This is a genomic window from Pantoea rwandensis (assembly GCF_000759475.1).
GTDB lineage: Bacteria > Pseudomonadota > Gammaproteobacteria > Enterobacterales > Enterobacteriaceae > Pantoea > Pantoea rwandensis_B.
Genome location: NZ_CP009454.1, coordinates 1,938,894 through 1,957,950 on the forward strand (window position 1 = coordinate 1,938,894; position 19,057 = coordinate 1,957,950).

Annotated in this window: 17 protein-coding genes and 1 tRNA gene; 10 read left to right on the forward strand and 8 right to left on the reverse strand. The window is 53.6% G+C overall.

Annotated elements, in window-relative coordinates; genetic code table 11:
• Window positions 1-1,155: an MFS transporter gene (locus tag LH22_RS08865; RefSeq protein ID WP_038645782.1), complete on the reverse strand. Its 1,155-nt coding sequence runs from the start codon at window positions 1,153-1,155 to the stop codon at window positions 1-3.
• A gap of 563 nt (window positions 1,156-1,718) precedes the next feature.
• Here LH22_RS08865 and LH22_RS08870 point away from each other — a divergent pair.
• The 4 genes from LH22_RS08870 (at window position 1,719) to ompC (ending at window position 8,584) form a co-directional block, all read left to right on the forward strand.
• Complete coding sequence (locus tag LH22_RS08870; protein WP_038645784.1) at window positions 1,719-3,524, forward strand: Ig-like domain-containing protein; 1,806 nt, start codon at window positions 1,719-1,721, stop codon at window positions 3,522-3,524.
• Window positions 3,525-3,586: 62 nt separating this feature from the next.
• Window positions 3,587-5,719: a type I secretion system permease/ATPase gene (locus LH22_RS08875; protein ID WP_038645786.1), complete on the forward strand. Its 2,133-nt coding sequence runs from the start codon at window positions 3,587-3,589 to the stop codon at window positions 5,717-5,719.
• 8 nt (window positions 5,720-5,727) lie between these two features.
• Window positions 5,728-6,885, forward strand: coding sequence for an HlyD family efflux transporter periplasmic adaptor subunit (locus tag LH22_RS08880; RefSeq protein ID WP_430905171.1), 1,158 nt, complete (start codon window positions 5,728-5,730; stop codon window positions 6,883-6,885).
• A 598-nt stretch (window positions 6,886-7,483) separates the two neighbouring features.
• On the forward strand, window positions 7,484-8,584 hold the full coding sequence (gene ompC / locus LH22_RS08885; protein WP_038645790.1) for a porin OmpC: 1,101 nt from the start codon (window positions 7,484-7,486) through the stop codon (window positions 8,582-8,584).
• Window positions 8,585-8,640: 56 nt separating this feature from the next.
• Here the strand turns inward: ompC and LH22_RS08890 are convergent, their stop codons facing one another.
• The gene (locus LH22_RS08890; protein WP_052059377.1) at window positions 8,641-9,195 is read right to left on the reverse strand and encodes a TetR/AcrR family transcriptional regulator; all 555 of its coding nucleotides are present in this window, start codon (window positions 9,193-9,195) and stop codon (window positions 8,641-8,643) included.
• Between the two features lie 95 nt (window positions 9,196-9,290).
• On the opposite strand from LH22_RS08890, the gene LH22_RS08895 reads away from it, so the two are divergent.
• Window positions 9,291-9,746, forward strand: a complete 456-nt coding sequence (locus LH22_RS08895) for a DUF1348 family protein (protein WP_038645792.1) — start codon at window positions 9,291-9,293, stop codon at window positions 9,744-9,746.
• Window positions 9,747-9,748: 2 nt separating this feature from the next.
• On the opposite strand, the gene LH22_RS20705 is transcribed toward LH22_RS08895, so the two are convergent.
• Window positions 9,749-9,901 carry a hypothetical protein gene (locus tag LH22_RS20705; protein WP_167540445.1) on the reverse strand — a complete coding sequence of 51 codons (153 nt, stop codon included), beginning with the start codon at window positions 9,899-9,901 and terminating at the stop codon, window positions 9,749-9,751.
• A 399-nt stretch (window positions 9,902-10,300) separates the two neighbouring features.
• Between LH22_RS20705 and apbE the strand changes: the two genes are divergently transcribed.
• From apbE to LH22_RS08910, 3 genes are all read left to right on the forward strand, one after another.
• Entirely contained in the window at window positions 10,301-11,338 is a 1,038-nt protein-coding gene (gene apbE / locus LH22_RS08900; RefSeq protein ID WP_205624987.1) for an FAD:protein FMN transferase ApbE, read from the forward strand.
• A 15-nt stretch (window positions 11,339-11,353) separates the two neighbouring features.
• Window positions 11,354-11,995, forward strand: a complete 642-nt coding sequence (gene alkB, locus LH22_RS08905) for a DNA oxidative demethylase AlkB (protein WP_038645796.1) — start codon at window positions 11,354-11,356, stop codon at window positions 11,993-11,995.
• Between the two features lie 85 nt (window positions 11,996-12,080).
• Entirely contained in the window at window positions 12,081-13,733 is a 1,653-nt protein-coding gene (locus LH22_RS08910) for a multidrug ABC transporter permease/ATP-binding protein (RefSeq protein ID WP_038645798.1), read from the forward strand.
• A 155-nt stretch (window positions 13,734-13,888) separates the two neighbouring features.
• On the opposite strand, the gene LH22_RS08915 is transcribed toward LH22_RS08910, so the two are convergent.
• Together LH22_RS08915 and LH22_RS08920 are read right to left on the reverse strand one after the other, a co-directional pair.
• Window positions 13,889-14,554 carry a 4'-phosphopantetheinyl transferase family protein gene (locus tag LH22_RS08915; RefSeq protein WP_240474697.1) on the reverse strand — a complete coding sequence of 222 codons (666 nt, stop codon included), beginning with the start codon at window positions 14,552-14,554 and terminating at the stop codon, window positions 13,889-13,891.
• Window positions 14,555-14,694: 140 nt separating this feature from the next.
• The gene (locus LH22_RS08920) at window positions 14,695-14,898 is read right to left on the reverse strand and encodes a hypothetical protein (RefSeq protein WP_034824993.1); all 204 of its coding nucleotides are present in this window, start codon (window positions 14,896-14,898) and stop codon (window positions 14,695-14,697) included.
• A 210-nt stretch (window positions 14,899-15,108) separates the two neighbouring features.
• Between LH22_RS08920 and LH22_RS08925 the strand changes: the two genes are divergently transcribed.
• Window positions 15,109-15,660, forward strand: a complete 552-nt coding sequence (locus LH22_RS08925; RefSeq protein ID WP_038645802.1) for a GNAT family N-acetyltransferase — start codon at window positions 15,109-15,111, stop codon at window positions 15,658-15,660.
• A 53-nt stretch (window positions 15,661-15,713) separates the two neighbouring features.
• Here LH22_RS08925 and LH22_RS08930 read toward each other — a convergent pair.
• From LH22_RS08930 to LH22_RS08940, 3 genes are all read right to left on the reverse strand, one after another.
• Window positions 15,714-15,790 (reverse strand) — tRNA-Pro (locus tag LH22_RS08930).
• A gap of 72 nt (window positions 15,791-15,862) precedes the next feature.
• Window positions 15,863-17,614, reverse strand: a complete 1,752-nt coding sequence (yejM, locus tag LH22_RS08935; protein WP_038645804.1) for an LPS biosynthesis-modulating metalloenzyme YejM — start codon at window positions 17,612-17,614, stop codon at window positions 15,863-15,865.
• A 23-nt stretch (window positions 17,615-17,637) separates the two neighbouring features.
• Complete coding sequence (locus LH22_RS08940; RefSeq protein WP_034824987.1) at window positions 17,638-17,865, reverse strand: YejL family protein; 228 nt, start codon at window positions 17,863-17,865, stop codon at window positions 17,638-17,640.
• A 158-nt stretch (window positions 17,866-18,023) separates the two neighbouring features.
• On the opposite strand from LH22_RS08940, the gene yejK reads away from it, so the two are divergent.
• Entirely contained in the window at window positions 18,024-19,028 is a 1,005-nt protein-coding gene (gene yejK, locus LH22_RS08945; RefSeq protein ID WP_038645805.1) for a nucleoid-associated protein YejK, read from the forward strand.
• The last annotated feature ends 29 nt before the right edge of the window (window positions 19,029-19,057 follow it).

The window sequence follows — 19,057 nt, forward strand, 5'->3', positions numbered from 1 at the left end:
TTAGCGCGCCACCAGGCGAGCACTGGCGGCAACGGCCAGCAGCAGTAGGGCGATCAATAAAAATGCGCCACTCAAACTGAGCCACTGGGAAATAAATCCGATTAAAGCCGGACCTGAAAGAATACCTGCATAGCCTAATGTTGTCATGGCAGAAATCGCCAGATTCGACGGCATATCGTGTTGATTCCCTGCCGCATTAAACAGCATGGGCACGGTATTGGCTAAGCCGAATCCCACCAGCAAGAAAGCCAGCAATGCAATCTGAGGCCAGGGCAGCAACACTGCCAGCGTCATGCCCGCCGCCGCCGCTAACGCACCGGTAACCATCACGGGGTAACGGCCAAAACGTTGAATCACTTTATCACCGGTGAGACGGCCGATTGTCATCGCCACGGAGAAGATGGCATAGCCCAATCCCGCATGTGCTACGTCCATCTCTGTGTTTTGCAGTAACAGCAGTGCGCTCCAGTCGAGCACCGCGCCTTCTGCCAAAAACAGAATGAAGCACAGTAACCCCAGGAAGGCGACCCAACCGCGTGGGATCACCAGCCAGGGTTGATCCGGCTGATGCAACCGTTCAGTCATTAACGTTGGCAGGCTGATCACCAGCAGCACCACGATTAACACCATCACCACCGCGACGGCATGCAGGGGAGAGAGACCACTGGCCAGCAACAAACTGACGCTACCGGCACCAATAATCCCGCCAAGGCTGAAGAAGCCATGGAAACCCGACATCATCGGCTTGCGTGCAGCTTTCTCCACTTCAACGGCCTGCACATTCATGGCGACATCCAGCATGCCTAACCCGGCACCGAAGATCATCAGTGCCGCAGCCATCAACCACATCACATTTAACAGAGTGAGCAGTGGCAGGATCGCCAGCACCACTAACGTGGAACATAACATCACACGACGACCGCCCACTCGGGCGATTAACGCACCGGTGATCGGCATCGCCGCCAGTGACCCCACACCGAGACACAGCAGCAGCCCACCTAAGGATGCGCCGCTCAGTGCCAGACGCTGGCTGGCAAAGGGAACCAATGGCGCCCATGCTGACATGCAAAGTCCGGCAATCAGGAAAACGATACGCGTCCCCATATTGACACGCTGATGTAAGTTGTTGTGCTGTGCGGCGTCCAGTGCTGTCATAAAAGTTATTTTTTCATTAGCTATTCAAGCGACGAAGTTTAGCATCAAAGCTGGCATCGCACCGCTGCCGGGAACCGATCGGTTCGCCTGTGATGATCGCCAGAAACAGGCATATTACCGATATTTTATCTGGCGTTGCGCTTTTCCAGAACTTTCCTGGCAGCGGCCAATCATTTCTGGAGTGACTTAACTAAAATTTCCTCTTCTGATAGTTGCAGTATACTGATGATACAAGCCGCTTCGCAGGCGGCCTCCACACTGATTTTCTGGCGCGCCCGCAAAGTTATTGTTTCCAGATTTTCGCCAGTAGGCAGCGACCAGATAAAACCGATATGTTAAGCACCATCCCGGCTAATTAAGCGGATTAAAGCGAGATCGTTTTTATTTCTCCCTCAGGGGGGACTTTTTGCTGTGCCTTAATTCACTCCTTGTTACCTGCGGGTAACCCGTTTTCATCAGGCGAAACGGGCCACTTTAATGTGGCCTACAAGGCGTGCCGGTACGCTTAAACCATTAGTGGGTTTAATCACTGGCGCGAAAGTTTTCCTGCAATGAGGTTACCCATGTCTTCATCTCAAAATGATTTACCACTGACTGCGATTCTTCAGTCAGCCGCGACGCTTTTTCCGGTCGCTGACGAATCAGTCGCTTTGCAAACGCTCAGCGTCGATACCACGCCACCCGCAGCACTGCGTCCCTATGAGCCCGTCGCACAGGATGGTGTCATAGCGGCCTGGGAGGCGAACAACAACATCCATCTGCGTGGTCGAGCCGAATCAGAGCCTGGCGCAACCGTCACCTTAACCTTCAACGATCAGAGCTGGACCAGTACGGTGAATCAGTGGGGATACTGGAACGCTTCCATGCCGCCATCGGTATTAAGTGGGCTGGCCGACGGGAACTACAGCCTGACGCTGACCATCACCGATAAAGCGGGTAACAGCACCGATACCCAGGTCGGTTTTGGCGTTTATGTCGATAAAAGTATCAAACCCACGTTGACGCTGAACCCAGTAAGCGAAGATAACGCGGTGAGTGTCTCTGAAGGGGTTTACGATCTGGTGATCCGCGGTACGTCTACGCATATGCCGACTGGCAGCCATGTCACGCTGACATTAGGTGACAAAACGTATCTTGGTGATGTCAGCGCGAACGGTAACTGGCGTGCCTCTATCGGTGCGGATGATTTACACGATTTCCAGGATGGCGTGTACACACTGAAGGTCAGCGCAATCGATCCAAATGGCAAAACCACCTCCACGCAGCACGATCTCACCTTAATCACGCACGCCAGTAGCTTGCCGGAGATCAGCTTCGATAGCGTCACCGATGACAACGTGATCAATAAAGAGGAAAGCCAAAGCGATCTGACGTTGAGCGGCAGCTTATCGGTGCTGGCTCCGGGACAGCAAGTGAGCGTATGCAGCGGCGATGCCGTCTATCAGGCACAGGTAGGGAGTGATGGTCATTGGCAGGTCACTATCCCCGCTGCTGAGGTCGCCAGTTTCATCGCACCAGGTGAAGTGCGTGTATATGCCAGCGATGCCGCGAATAACAGTACCGATGCCCTGCTGGAACTCCATGTGGTCACCCAGTTGCCCGATATCTATTACGAGATCGACATCGGTGGCGATACCACACTGAATTTTGCCGAAGCGCAGCACGATCTGAGTTTCTATACCGAAAATATTAATCAACTCACCATTAACGGCAAAACCTACACGCCTGTCGATGGCATGGTGACGCTCAGCGCAGCCGATTTGCAGGCGCTGCCAGACGGGGCCGTCTCTGCTATTGCCGCGCAAGCCGATCAGTATGGCAATCATGATACGCAAACCATCGACACGCTTTTCACTGTTGCAACCCATCAGTTGCCGACCCTGACGCTCAATCAACCTTTCGATGATGGTGTGATTGATGCCGCAGACGTGAATACATGGCACCTGATTCAGGGCACCAGTACGCATCTTGATCAGGGAAGTATAGTGACCGTCAGCTTAGGTGACCAAAGCTACAGCGCCACGGTGAAAGCGGATGGCAGTTGGTCATTCACTGTTCTGGCGGGCCAGTTGGCGACGCTGGATGACGGCAGTTATCAGATGAAAGCCAGCGCGCAGGATAAAGCCGGCAATGTGGCCAGTGCGAGTCAGCCTGTGGCGGTGGAAAGCCACGACAGCAACGCCAGCCTGAGCAGTGAGCAGGTGGATGCCTTGCTGGTCAATCTTAGTGAGAGTGGCGCCAGCCACAGTAGCCAGCCAAGCGATGCGGCGGTCAGTCGGACATTGGACACCCACTACAGTGCCAGCGATAGCGGATATACCCTCGCCGATCATCTGCAACAGCAGCACACCGCACAAACCATGGTGTAAGGCATTCGTCGCCCGTGGCAACAGCGGGCGCTTTCTTTATTCCTTTCAAGGAAATTCCAGGGATGAACTCACAACCGAATCTCAGCGACAATCTTATCGCTGCCATGCTGCGTGCCGCCGCGCATTTGGGTAAAACCGCTGACCACCTTAGGTTACAGCAGCAGATGCGCTGGTTTGCGCATCTGGCGCCGCTGCAACAATTAGCGCGCATGGCCGAGTTGCTTGGCCTGCACTGTACCTCTGCGACACAGCAGCAACTGCGCTGGGGACCCGACGTCACGCCCATATTATTGATGCTAAATAACGGTGGGATTGCGTTGCTGGAAGAGATCAATCACGCGGGAGAGGTGCGTTACTGGTTAAGTGAAGGCGGTAATGTCATACGCGAAGGTCAACTCAGCGAGTTACTGGCGCAGAGCCTACCGGAAGTCGGTGTCATCGGTGTGGCGGCCCGCGGGCGTGACCAACGCATCGATGAGTTTATGCAGCCCTATCAGCCGCATTGGTTCTGGCAACATTTTCGAGGCATGCAGCGGCGTATCGTCGAAATCAGCCTGGCTTCCGTGGTCGGGAATGTGCTGGCACTGGCCGGGATTCTGTTTTCAATGCAGGTCTATGACCGGGTTATCCCGGCGCAATCGCAATCCACTTTGTGGGTGCTCTTCTCGGGGGTGTTGCTGGCAGTAGGCATCGAGTATCTGATTCGCTTAATGCGTACTCAAGTGGCGGATCTCATGGGGAAGCGTATCGACTTAAGGCTTTCTTCGATGCTGTTCGCACGCGCCATGAACATCCGTAATGAGGCGCGCCCCCGATCCACTGGCGCATTTATTGCGCAACTGCGTGAAATCGATCAGGTTCGAGAACTGCTGACCTCTACCACCGTCGGGGCGGCCGCCGATCTTCCTTTTGTGCTGCTGTTTTTATTCATCATGGCGTCAATCGGCGGCTGGCTGGTGATCATTCCACTGCTGGCTATCCCGCTGATTGTGATCCCCGGTTTACTGATACAAATTCCGATGGCACGCCTGGCACAGGAAGGTCTCCGTGAGGGGGCGTTGCGTCAGGCGGTATTGGTGGAAACGTTGGAAGGTGTAGAAGATATTAAAGCGCTGCAAGCGGAACCCTATTTTCAGCGCCAGTGGGAGCAAACGCACGAAGTCAGTGCCGCCGTGAGCAATCAGCAACGGCTCTGGGGTGCGCGCTTAACCGGGTGGGCGGCCAGCGTGCAACAACTTACCTATGCCAGCATGCTGGTCTTCGGTGTCTACCTGATTTTAAACAACCAGATTACGACGGGTACGCTGGTGGCCAGTAGTTTGCTCTCTTCACGTACTCTCGCGCCACTCATGCAACTCACCATGGTGTTTTCCCGCTGGCAGCATGCTAAATCCGCCATGAAAGGGCTCGATGCACTGCTGCAAAAACCACTCGACCGCCCGGAGCACCAAAGTCTTGCGCACAGCCCCGTGTTGAGAGGCCACTTCAAGTTGCAAGATGTGCGCTATCGCTATGAAGAAGAAAGTCACCTGAGCGTCCTGAATATTGCGCAGTTGGAGATTCATCCCGGTGAGCGGGTGGCAATTCTCGGCAAAGTGGGGGCGGGAAAATCGACGCTGCTGAAAATGTTGGCCGGTCAGGCGCGAGCGACGCAGGGTAGGGTCTGGGTAGATGGTGTGGATATGGCGGGGATTGATCCCATCGATCTGCGCCGCCAACTGGGTTGGTTGTCCCAGGATGCGCGTTTGTTTTTTGGGACGCTACGTCAGAATTTGCTACTCGGTAATCCCCATGCGAGTGAACAGGAGATGCTGCAAGCGTTGCGCATCAGCGGGGCGCTGGCGATGGTGCAACAAGATGCCGCGAGTCTTGATCGGGTGATTCAGGAAGGTGGGCGCGGCTTATCGGGTGGGCAACGGCAAATGATACTGCTCAGTCGATTAATCTTGCGACAGCCCCAGGTGGTGCTGCTGGACGAACCCACCGCGGCGATGGATGAGGCGCTGGAAGCGCAGGTGATTCGTCAGTTGTCTCAGTGGATGACGGACCGCACGCTGGTGTTGGTCACCCATCGCCCAGCGCTGCTGCGGATGGTGGAGCGTATTGTGGTGATGGATAACGGGCGTATTGTGGCCGATGGTGCTCGTGAGGAGATATTGCGCCATGCTGTGAGCATGAAAGGCGGTGCGGCATGAATCGGGCGATGGTGAATCAAACCCTGGCTCAGCGTGAGCGTAAAACCTCCGCGATTATCTGGGTGTGTACACTCACGCTGCTGTTGTTTCTGGTGTGGGCCCACTTCGCCGTGCTTGATGAGGTCACTGTGGGCTCTGGCAAAGTGATCCCTTCAAGCCGAGCCCAAGTGATCGACAGCCTCGACGGGGGCATTATCAAACAGCTCAATGTGCATGAAGGCAGTATTGTTGAGCGTGGGCAGGTGCTGGCGACATTAGACGCAACTCGCTTTGCTTCCAGCTTCGGCGAAGCCATTGCTCGTGTGCGCATGTTGCGCGCCTCCGCGCAGCGGCTGCAAGCCGAACTGAACGATAAGCCGCTGACTTTTAGTGCGGATATCCTACAACATCCTCAGCTAGTGGCGCGTGAAACTCAGCTTTACCAGTCACGACGGCAGAATCTCACCGAAAGTCTTCGCAATCTGCAGCAGTCATTAAAGCTGGTGCAGGATGAGCTCAATATCACGCAACCGCTGGTGTTGCGCGGGGCGGCGGGCAAAGTGGACCTTATTCGTTTACGCCGTCAGGTCAGTGATTTGCAGGGCAAAATTGATGAAGTGCGCAATGACTATTATGTCCGGGCCCACGAGGAACAGGTCAAGAATGACGGTGAACTGGATGCCCAGCAACAGGTCGCAGCGGGTAAACAGGATCAGTTAGCGCGCACCGCGTTGCTTTCACCTGTGCATGGCATTGTAAAAGACATTCGCGTGACGACCGTCGGAGGTGTGTTGGAGCCAGGTAGCAAGTTGATGGAAATCGTCCCGCTGGAGGATCAATTGCTGATCGAAACCCGCATCAGTCCGCGTGATATCGGCTACATTCGGCCTGGCTTGCCGGCGGTGGTCAAGGTAACGGCTTATGATGCGGCTATCTATGGTGATTTGAAAGGCGAAGTGGAAAACGTGTCACCGGATACCTTACAGGACGAGGTTAAACACGAGCAATACTATTACCGGGTGTATGTCAGAACGCAAAAAGCTGAACTCTTCAGCCCTCAAGGTCAGAAATTTGCCATCATGCCCGGTATGGTGGCTGATGTTGAGGTAAAAACCGGTCAGAAAACCGTGATGGATTATCTTCTTAAGCCGCTGAATAAAGCTAAAGAATCTCTCAGAGAGCGTTAAATATACGGGCCGGATAATATTTCAGCGATCTTTGTTACTGGCGGAAATTAACATTGCCCTTTTATGGCTAAGCAATGAACAAAAAGTGCGAAAATAAACAAATAATGTGAAAATAAGTTGGTGTTAATTTAACCCGTAAAACTAACTTTACTTGGTATAAGAAGGGAAGGTGCGAATCGCAGGCAAAAAAATGCCGGACAAACATGTCCGGCGGGAATTAGGGTAAAACAACTCATTCGGGGTGAATGAAGGTAATAATGAAATAAATGATGATAGCGGGAGCAATTGTATGCGCTGAGTGGATTTAAGTTTTGTCATTCAGTGCGGCATTGCATTGTATTTAAATAATTGAAATTAAACATTAAAAAAATGGTTTATCAATGTGTGCTGTATTTTTTGTTGATCTGTGCTGGTTATAAGTTCCACGATATTTACATTTAGAAATAACTATTAAATACTATGAAACACTTTTGGAAATTTAGTATCATTTTCGTGATAGATTATTGCCCTGTATAAAATAACAATGGCTTGCCGGCTGAATTTTTAATCGTTCAGTTAGCAGTGGCATAAATAAAGGCACATTAAAGAGGGTAATAAAATGAAACGTCGCGTTCTCTCCCTGATGATCCCTGCATTGCTGGTTGCAGGTTCAGCAAGCGCAGCTGAAATTTACAACAAAGATGGCAACAAATTAGACCTCTACGGTAAAGTCGATGGTCTGCACTATTTCTCCGACAACTCAGGTTCTGACGGTGATCAGTCTTACCTGCGTTTCGGCTTCAAAGGTGAAACTCAGGTCACAGACCAACTGACCGGTTATGGCCAGTGGGAATACCAGGCTGCACTGAACACCTCTGAAAACGAAGGCACCGCCAACAGCTTTACGCGTGTCGGTTTTGCCGGTGTGAAATTCGGTGATGCCGGTTCATTCGATTACGGTCGTAACTATGGCGTGATCTATGATGTTTCTGGCTGGACTGACGTATTGCCAGAGTTCGGTGGCGATACCTACGGCGCGGACAACTACCTGTTCCAGCGCGGTAACGGCATGGCGACCTACCGCAACACCAACTTCTTTGGCCTGGTGGATGGCTGGAACTTTGCGGTCCAGTATCAGGGCAAAAACGATAACCCAACTGAATCCTCTAGCGGCCGTGATGTGCTGGGTGAGAACGGTGATGGTTACGGCCTGAGCACCACTTATGACATCGGTTCCGGTTTCGGCATTGGTGCAGCGATGTTCCAGTCTGACCGTACTAATAATCAGAACACCGGCGCTATCCTTGGTCGTGGTGACAAAGCTTCTGCTTACACTGGCGGCCTGAAATATGACGCCAACAATGTGTATCTGGCCGCGATGTACACCCGTTCGTACAACGCGACGCGCTTTGGTTCAAGCGATGCGACCTCTTATGGTTACGCAGATACAGCGGATAACTGGGAATTGGTGGCACAGTACCAGTTCGACTTCGGTCTGCGTCCTTCCCTGGCGTTCGTCTCTTCTCGTGGCAACGTGCAGAACTACGGCGATCAGAACCTGAAAAAATATGTTGATGTGGGTGCGACTTACTACTTCAACAAAAACATGTCGACCTATGTTGATTACCAGATCAACCTGCTGGACGACAACAACTTCACCGATGCAGCCGGCATCAACACCGACGACATTGTGGCACTGGGTCTGGTTTACCAGTTCTAAGTTGCAGCCTGGTAGGGCGTACCACTGTGCGCCCTTCGGCGGCCTTCGGGTCGCCGCTACTGTAGCAATGGCGTTAGCGCACTTCGTAATACCTGCACGATCTCCTCTGCCTCTTCCCCAATTTGTACCTGCACAATAGCCCCTTCGACCAACAGCACAATCGGTGCGGTTTTGTCCTGCATTTCGGTTGGCAATTTGTCAGCGATTGCCTGGGCCATGTCCTGTTTATGCTGGCGAATCAGCAGGCTGGCTTCCGGCAAGGTATTGCCCAATTCTGCTGCCGTATTGATAAATGCACAGCCGCGATAGTCGTCATCGTTAAACCAACTCAGCAGCGCGGCGGGCAGGGCATCGACCAGATCCTCTTGCTGCGCCAACGCGCTGCGAAAGGCGGTCATCCAGCGCTGATGACGCGTTTGCAAAAAAGCCAGAATGAGCGTGTTTTTCGCCGGAAAGTGGCGATAGAAGGTCACTTTCGTGACGCCAGCCGCAGCGATGACCTTGTCTATGCCTGTGGCACGAATGCCTTGTTGGTAAAACAGTTGCTGTGCGCTGAGCAGGATGCGATCGCGCGCGGCGGCACTTGCGTCAAAAACCAGAGGTTCCAGCATCAATATATTCCTGAAATTTGGAGTAGACAGAATTGTCTACATACGGCAGGATGAATCAAGTAGACAGGTCTGTCTACATGCTCAGGAGAGAAATTATGCTGGTTCCCCCGTTTAGTCACCAGACGGCTTTAGAGAAAGTGCGCATGGCGGAAGATGCCTGGAACAGCTGCGATCCACAGCGGGTATCTCAGGTTTACAGTGAAGATACGCGCTGGCGTAATCGGAGTGAATTCGTCAGTGGGCGCGCTGAGGTCGTGGCATTTTTACAGCGCAAGTGGGCAAAAGAGTTGAATTATCGTCTGATCAAAGAACTTTGGGCGTGGCACGAAGATAAGCTCGCTGTTCGATTTGCTTATGAATGGCAGGATGATAGCGGCAACTGGTTTCGCAGCTATGGCAACGAAAACTGGCACTTTGGGGCGGATGGGTTGATGATTCAGCGCTTTGCCTGTATCAACGATTTACCGATAACAGCGCAACAGCGTCTGTTTCACTGGCCGGCAGGAAGACGCCCGGATGACCATCCGGGCCTGAGCGAGCTGGGTTTGTAACGTTACGATATTGTGCGCCATTTTTTGGCTTTTGGCGCAGGTGGCGCCGACGTATTCTGCGTCGGTATGCCGCCTTCCATCGCGACGCCTGCCAGCGTAAACGCTGAGAAGCGCAACCAGTGTTGCCAGGTTTGTTGTGTTTTTGTCTTGTCCATTTTGCACCTCGCTGATATTCAACTCAGTCTCAACGGTGCAGAATTCATGCCAGGTCACCGCTCTCAGCGCCACGCGGCCTCAATCTAATTTGCTACACTCCGGCAGCGCTGAAGCGGTGCATATCATGATTCCATGGTGCAAAAATTTAACGTTTGCGCGAGGGGTAATGCTGAATCAGTCGATGGCGATAGTGCTGCCAGCAGCGGAAAGTCCCGAAGATGAACAGAACGGCGGATACAGCGAGAATCATAAAAATCATCAGTCGCTCCTGTGCGGTTAGGGGCTTGAGCGCTTAATCCTCTGTCAGTCTGGTATGGACATCAAGCAGCTTTAGCCTGTTTTACAAGCGATTTATGCTTTGAAACAGGATGAATTAATGGGTTACAGATGAGGAAGTGATGAGTATTAAGAATATTCTGCTAATTAGTGCGCTGGCCGGTGCGTTAACCGGTTGCGATCAGCAAGCATCCCGCAGCGCACTGGTGTTAGAGGGGAAAACCATGGGCACCCAGTGGCGTGTCAGTCTGGCGGGCGTGGATCCCCAGCGCCAGGCCGCTTTGCAGCAGGCTATTCAGCAGCAGCTTGATCGTGATGATCATGAACTCTCTACCTGGAAAAAGGATTCGGTGCTGTCGCGCTTCAATCAATATCAAGGTAATCAGCCACAGCCGGTGAGCGCGGATATGGCCGATATCGTGGTTGAAGCCTTGCGCATCGGCAATAAAACCGGTGGCGCGATGGATATCACCGTCGGCCCGCTGGTCAATTTGTGGGGGTTCGGACCCACGAAACAGCCTGTGCACACCCCGAGCCAGGCGCAAATTGATGCAGCGAAAGCGCAAACTGGCTTACAACATTTGCATGTGATCCAGAGTGTGGATGGACAGTGGTTGCAGAAAGATCTGCCCGCGCTGGATGTCGATCTTTCGACTATGGGGGAGGGATACGCCACCGATCATCTGGCACGACTGATGGAGCAGCAGGGTATTACCGACTATCTGGTGTCGGTGGGGGGCGCAGTGCTAACCCGTGGGCAGAATGCCAACAATCAACCCTGGCGTGTGGCGATCCAGAAACCCACCGATCGTGAAAACGCCGTCGAGGCGCGCGTTGATCTGCAAGGTCACGGTATCAGCACCTCAGGCAGCTATCGCAACTATTATGAACTGGATGGTAAACGCATTTCACATGTGATCGACCCCGTGACCGGACGCCCCATCGAACATAAGCTGGTGTCGGCCACCGTGATCGCCACCACGGCGCTGGAAGCCGATGGCTGGGACACCGGGCTGATGGTGCTGGGCAGCGAGCGGGCACAAGCGTTGGCACTCAAGGAGCATTTGGCGGTTTATCTGATCAGCAAGCAGGGGGACGGCTTTACGCACTGGATGTCGCCCCAGTTCAAATCCTTCCTGATCGATCAGGAAAGCAAATAACGGCAGGAGGCGCAGATGCTGGATCTGTTTAGTGACGAAGCACCATGGCAGGAACCGTTAGCGGAAGGCGCGGTGATTTTACGGCGCCGTGCACGCGATGATGCGGATGCATTGCTGGCGGCGATACAGGAGATTGCCGGGCAGAATCCATTTGCTCACCGCATTACACCAAGTGGACATCGCATGTCGGTGGCGATGACCAACTGTGGCGATTTAGGCTGGTCAACGGATTCGCGCGGCTACCAATACACGGAGCAGGATAACGCCAGTGGGCACAAATGGCCGCCGATGCCTGCGCTGTTCCGCACGCTGGCGCAACAAACCGCACAGGAAGCGGGTTTTTCCGGCTTTAACCCGGATGCCTGCTTAATCAACCGCTATGAACCCGGAGCCAAACTCACCTTGCATCAGGATAAGGACGAGAAGGATTTGCGTCAGCCGATTGTTTCAGTGTCATTAGGCCTGCCCGCGGTGTTCCAGTTTGGTGGTTTTGAGCGCAGTGATGCCACGCAACGGGTGCTGCTGGAGCACGGTGATATCGTGGTGTGGGGCGGCCCCTCACGCCTGCGTTATCACGGCATTCTGCCGCTCAAACCCGGTATTCACCCGGCAGCGGGCGCCTTTCGCTTTAACCTCACTTTCCGCCGCGCCCATTAACGGCGCAGTGAATGAGAATTAATCTTGCTATCATCCGGAGCACCATTAAACTGCAGGCTGCTTGGTCGACCTCCGGAATCTGTTAATGGCATTGCTGCATGTGGTTTATCGCCAGTATCGCTGGCCTTTTATTGGCGTCATTCTGCTGACGCTGTTAAGCGCCGCGCTCGGCATCGGCTTAATCGCCTATATCAATAACGAGCTGATCGTCGCGGTGAATACCTCGATTTCTGTGCTGCCGAGTTTTCTGGGGCAGCTGTTTCTGCTGATGGCCGTGACGCTAGGTTCGCAACTGGCGTTAACTCAGCTTGGCCATCACTTTGTCTGGCGCCTGCGCGGCGAGTTCATCAAGCGTATTCTGGATACGCGCGTCGAGCGCATTGAGCAGATAGGTAACGCGCAACTGCTGGCGGGACTCACCAGTGATGTGCGTGCGATCACCATCGCCTTTGTCCGCCTGCCGGAACTGATTCAGGGCATCATTATTACCCTGGGTTCCGCGCTCTATCTGGCGTGGCTGTCACCTAAAATGTTGCTGCTGACCTCGCTGTGGTTAGTCATCACTCTGGTGGGCGGCTGGTTGCTGGTATCACGTGTGTATCAACACATGGCGAAACTGCGTGAAATCGAAGACGACCTTTACCGTGATTTCCAGACCATCATTGAAGGGCGTAAAGAGCTACAGCTTAACCGCGAGCGTGCTCAACTGATTTACGACACCGTGTATCAGGAAAACGCCAAAAGCTATCGTCATCATATCGTTCGTGCCGACACCTTCCACCTCAGCGCGGTTAACTGGTCAAATATCATGATGCTGGGTGCAATTGGCATTGTGTTCTTTATGGCCAATGGGCTGGGTTGGGCGAACACGGCGGTGGCCGCGACTTACTCACTGACGCTGTTGTTCCTGCGTACGCCGTTGCTGGCTGCGGTGGGTGCCTTGCCGACCTTACTGAGCGCTCAGGTCGCCTTCCGTAAAATCAACACCTTCGATCTCGCGCCTTACGATGCACAGTTCAAAGCGCTGCCACAGGTGAGTGACTGGCAAACACTGGAACTGCGCGATGTCTGCTTCCATTATGGCGATCACGGTTTCCAGGTTGGCCCGATTAATCTGACGCTGCATCGTGGTGAGTTAGTGTTCCTGATTGGTGGCAACGGCAGCGGTAAATCCACGTTGGCGATGCTGCTCACGGGCCTGTACCAGCCACAATCAGGCAGTTTGCTGTTGGACGGCAAAGTGGTTGACTGGCATAACCTCGATGCTTACCGCAAACACTTCTCAGCGGTGTTTACCGATGTGCATTTGTTTGATCGCCTGATCAGTCACGGCGGTCAGCCAGCGAATCCTGGACTGGTGCAGCAGTGGCTGGAACGCCTGAAGATGCAGGACAAACTGAAGCTGCAAGGCAATAAGGTGCTGAATCTGCAACTCTCTAAAGGGCAAAGCAAGCGACTGGCACTGCTTCTGGCGGCGGTAGAGGAACGTGACATCCTGCTGCTGGACGAGTGGGCTGCCGATCAGGACCCGCATTTCCGTCGTATCTTTTACCGTGAATTGCTGCCCTGGCTACAGGCATCGGGCAAAACAATATTCGCCATCAGCCATGATGATCACTACTTCATCCATGCTGACCGCTTGCTGGAGATGCGCGAAGGCCAGTTGAGTGAACTGACGGGCAATGAACGTGACATGGCCACGCTGGATGCGGTAAAGCGCACTGAAACGGGTCATTAACGTCAACTGGGATAGCTTAGCAAAAACCCTTATTGGGCAAGGTGTTGTCAGGCAGGTAAGGTAAGTTTCAACAGAGATTCCTCGTCTCTGTCTCCCTGGAACACTTCTGTCGTCTTGTGTTGTCACCGGCTTAGATTGATTCTGAGCCGGTTTTTTTATGGGTTGCTCAGTGGATGAGCGATCAGTGTGATAACGCGGTCGCCACGTTGCCAGAAATGCGCCTGCAGCCGTGTGTTGGCGTTAAACTCGCGTGAAAAGTCCTGCGTCAAAGTGACCGTGGCGCGGCCTTGCGCCAAATCCCACTCCAGCAACTCCGCTTGCAGAAAATCCATCGGCTGATGCAACTGTGGCCACAACGCTTTATAGACACTCTCTTTCAGCGAAAACAGCAGAGTGGCCGCTGCTGCAAACGGCAACGCAGCGGCGGCTAACCGTTGACGTTCTGCACGGCTCATCAGCATCCCCGCCGTTTCCTCTGCGGTCTGTTCTGCCATCACTTGCTCGACATCAACGCCGATACACAGGGGCGCCTGCGTTGCCGCGATGACGGCCATTTGCTGCGAATGCGAGAGTGAGGCCTGAATCCCCACTGGCCATACCGGCGAGCGATCGGGCGCATTTCGCAGGATAAAGTCAGGCATCGCGAAGCGTGCCAGCATCTGCTGTGCCAGCCAGCGACTGGCTAAATGCTCAGCTTTACGCTTAGTGACGGCACTGTGTAGCGCCAGTGGTAGCGGGAGTTGCCAGTGTTGATGCAGATCGCTGTGCCAGGCCTGCTGATTAAATTCACACCACGCAATAGGGAGCGGAGAGCTTGTCATAGCCGCAGCGGTGATAAACGGGGAGGGGGGCAGTGCCAGGGGAATTTCAGAAGCAAACATTAAGCATCACGGCTGACGGTTAAAACGCTATTTTTACCCGTCAGCCGTGAAAAGAGCAAGCCAAAGCGGCTCACCCACGTTTAGTGATTAGGCGGAATCGACATGCCTTTGATCTGTACCACAAAGTGCTCGTTGCCTTTGGTTATACGTGCACCGCGATCACACCACCGCGAAGCCAGGCGGAAAAAATCGTCGCTGCCGATATCGTAAGCCAGTTCAACTTTACTGATACCTGAATGCAGGAGTTCTTCCGCGTCCTGCAGGTTTTTAGCTTTGATGACCATAACAAGTGTCCATCGAAAAACAGGAAGGATAAGAGTAATTAAACTGTATGACAGTTTTGTTTCAATAAGATGAAATGCTGTCATATTTGACGAAAAATGTGATCCCGCTCCGCTTTGATTGCTTCCGGTAACTGACTGATTATTTGCCAGAAGCATTCCCACTCCGGCCGTTTTACGATAATACTGAATGGGTTAACCAAGGAGGTTGTCATGCAAATACCCCGTCTGGAAACGCCCCGTTTACTGCTGCAACCGCTGCGAAGCGAAGATGCGATTCAGGTACAGCAGGTTTTCCCGCGCTGGGAGATCGTGCGGCATCTGATAGGTTCTGTGCCCTGGCCTTATCCCGCGGATGGTGCCCGTCAATATATTGAGGGCATGGCGCTGCCCGCAATGAAAGCAGGGCAGGCGTGGCACTGGAGCCTTCGCCATCGATCTGATCCCAACAGTCTGATTGGTTTAATCTCACTACGTCTGGGGGCGGAAGATAACCGGGGATTCTGGCTGGTGCCTGAATGGCAGAAGCAGGGATTGATGAGTGAAGCCTGCGCAGCAGTCACCGAATTCTGGTTTATCCATCTCGACCAGACGCGTCTGCGTGTGCCCAAGGCGATGGATAATCTGGCTTCTCGTCGCATCTCGGAACGCACCGGCATGCGGTTAGTGGATACCTATCGCAAAACTTTTGTTGAGGGCGAGTTACCGGCGGGCACCTGGGAGCTGACGCGTGACGAGTGGCTGGCGCAGCGTGATAAAGGATAGCGGCCTTCAGAAAGCAAAAAAGCAGCCTTAAGGGCTGCTTTTTTATAGGATTTTGGTCGGCACGAGAGGATTTGAACCTCCGACCCCGGACACCCCATGACCGTGCGCTACCAGGCTGCGCTACGTGCCGAACGTGGAGAAGTAGTCTACTGGTTCCGCTCGCGATTGCAATATGCGCAGGTTTTAACTGCCTCATTATTAATCAGTTTGCGGTAAAGCGCTTCTCTTCTGTCAACACCTGAAGCAGTAACGCCAGCTGCGGTTTATGATCCTTCAGCTTATGGCCCTGTGCATCGTAGGCGCTGTAACTGCCGTTGTTATTCAGCACCAGCGTCACGGTTGGCGTAGTCACCACCAGTTTGCCCTCTTCACTGCTGGCCACCCAGTTGTGGCTGCGCTGAGCAGCAAACAGGTCTTCACCCTGTGAATAGTTGGCTGGATTGGTGCGCACATGCAGCAGACGTTGCATCAACGTTGTCATCACATCCTGCTGGTCGGTCAGACGATCGATGGTCTGCGCCGGCGTATTCGGCCAATGCACCACCAGCGGCACCTGCAACGTTGCACGGTTACCCGGATTGTCATCATTCTCCGGCGTCACTGCACGCTGAGCGGTAATCACCACCACGGTATTTTTGAGTAAGTCGCGTTGTTTTAGCGCCTGTAGTACGGCCGCAATTTGCTCATCAACACTGTTAGCCTGGCGCAAATAGCTGCGCTGACGCGCTTTAATGCTTTCGCCAGTCACGTTGACGCCATCAAGTGAAATCCATGAGAACCAGGGCGCACCCTCGGCTTTCTGGCCGTTGAGCCAGTTTTGCCATTGGTTCACCGTCGTGCTGTTTGGCTGAGAATCAGCTTCAGGCAAGCTGTAATCCGCTAACAGTGCCTGGCGATACAGGGGTTGGCTGAAACCATCGGAGGAGAACAGACCAAACTGGTATCCCTGCGAATTTAGCGCACCGAGTAACGCCGAAGGCATCCGCGCGGCAAGTACGCCATCCATATAGCTGGAGGAGATGCCGTAAAACAGCCCGAACACGCCTTTCTCCGGCGCAATCCCGGCACTGTAGTGTTGGGTAAAGCGTACGTTGTCGCTGGCAAACTGATTCAGCGACGGCAGTGCCTTATCCAGATTGTCATGGCTCAAACCATCAACGGTCAGCAGTAGCAGGTTGTGGCGCGTGCCGCCATCGCGGAAGGTAATGTCACTCAGCGGATACTGCACTGACAGCGCCTCAGGATCGCCCTGTTGCACCAGACGGCGCTGATACTCCTGCGCATCCAGCAAGCCATGGCGTTCAAGAAACCGTCGTGCGGTCATCGGATAGGAGAGCGGCAGATTGGCGCGTTGCATGGTAATCGGGCGATAGAAATTGGCATCCGCCCAGATATACATCAGATGGCTGGCAAAGAAAGCACAGATAAACAGCGCGGCCAGCGGCTTACCAAATGAGCGTCGATTCAGGCTGCGCAGCTTCTGCCAGCTCCAGGTGGCAAACAGCATCTCCACGAGGAAGATGACCGGTACGCTAATAAACATCAGCTGCCAGTCACGCGCCATCTCGCTTTGGTCCGGGTTGATCACCAACTCCCACACCACCGGATTCAGGTGGAGATGGAAGCGGTTGAACACCGCGCTATCGACCATAATCAGCGTCAGCCCGGCAGTGGCGATAATCGCCGACAGCACCCTAAGCAATCGCTGTGACATCACCACAAAGGTGAGCGGAAAAATCACCAGCAGATAACCGGCGAACACGATAAAGCTAAAGTGGCCAATCCAGCTGGTATAGGCATAAATACGACCCGCGAGTGACGCAGGCCAATCGGCGACCAACAGATAGCGGCTACCTAAAATCAGCGCGAAGATGATATTAAACAGAGCAAACCAGTGCCCCCAGCTGATCATCTGGGAGACTTTTTCGCGATAGCGCTGCCGGTTGGTTACCATATTTATGAGGTCAGATCTGCAATTTAGTGGGCGTTGTCATCGCGAACGGAAGACTGCAACGCTTCCGCGAAAGATTTCGCCAGGCTGCGGCGCTGGGCCGGCGAGACACTGGTGTTAATCAAATTGGTTACCATGTTCCCTAATACCATCAGGGAAAGGTCGGTTGGCGCTTTGTCTTTTTCAAGAATCTGCGCCATCTGCGCGAGAAGCTTCTCTACGCGCTCGTCGCTATAACGGGATGATTGTGGCATATCGTCGACTAATCAAGTGTGAAAAGGCGGTATATTACCGTAACAACGCGCTTTTTTCCGCAATTAAATCGCAAGCAGAGCGATCAGTTTGTGCGTAGAGTTGAAAGCAGCGGCGGGCGGTGTTTGAATACGCGCCTGAGCCTAAAGGAGAGTCTACCATGAGTCTGGATATCGACCAGATTGCCCTGCATCAGTTAGTTAAACGTGATGAAAATCAGCTTGAGCTGGTCCTGCGTGACACATTACTGCCGACGACCCGTGCGGTAGAAGAGATGGCGGAAGAGTTGCATCGGGTGTACAGCGCCAAAAGTAAGGCTTACGGTTTGTTCAATGAAGAGAGCGAACTGGCCGATGCGCTGCGTAACTGTCGCAAAGGGCAAGATGACTTTCTGGCTTTCAGCCGTGCGGCGACTGGCCGTCTGCGTGATGAGCTGGGCAAATATCCGTTTGCGGAAAGTGGCGTGGTGCTGTTCCTGCACTATCGCTATCTGGCGGTTGAGTACTTGCTGGTGGCGATGCTGAGCAGCCAGTCGAGCATGCGCGTCAATGAGGAATTGGATATCAGCAGCACCCATTATCTCGACATCAATCATGCGGATATTGTGGCGCGTATTGATCTCACTGAGTGGGAAACCAACCCAGAATCAACCCGTTATCTGACCTTCCTGCGTGGACGTGTCGGGCGCAAAGTGGCCGATTTCTTTATGGATTTCCTCGGTGCCAGCGTAGGCCTGGATACGAAAGCGCAGAACCGGGGTTTGCTGCAGGCGGTAGATGATTACTGCGCGGAGTCGAATCTCGATAAGAACGAGCGCCAGAACTATCGTCAGCAGGTCTACAGCTACTGCAACGACCAACTGCAGGCAGGTGAGGAGATTGCGCTGGAAGATTTGTCCAGTGAACTGCCGCCACTGGGAGAGAAAACGTTCCAGGCCTTTACCCAGGAGCAGGGTTACGAGTTGGAAGAGCATTTCCCGGCTGACCGTAGCACATTGCGCCAGCTGACCAAGTTTGCTGGCAGCGGTGGCGGCCTGACGCTGAATTTTGATGCCATGCTGCTGGGCGAGCGCATTTTCTGGGATCCAACGACCGATACTCTGACCATCAAAGGGACACCACCTAATCTGCGCGATCAGTTACAGCGCCGAACAGGCGGAAACTGATTTCCAGGTAAAAAAAAACGCCGCGTAAG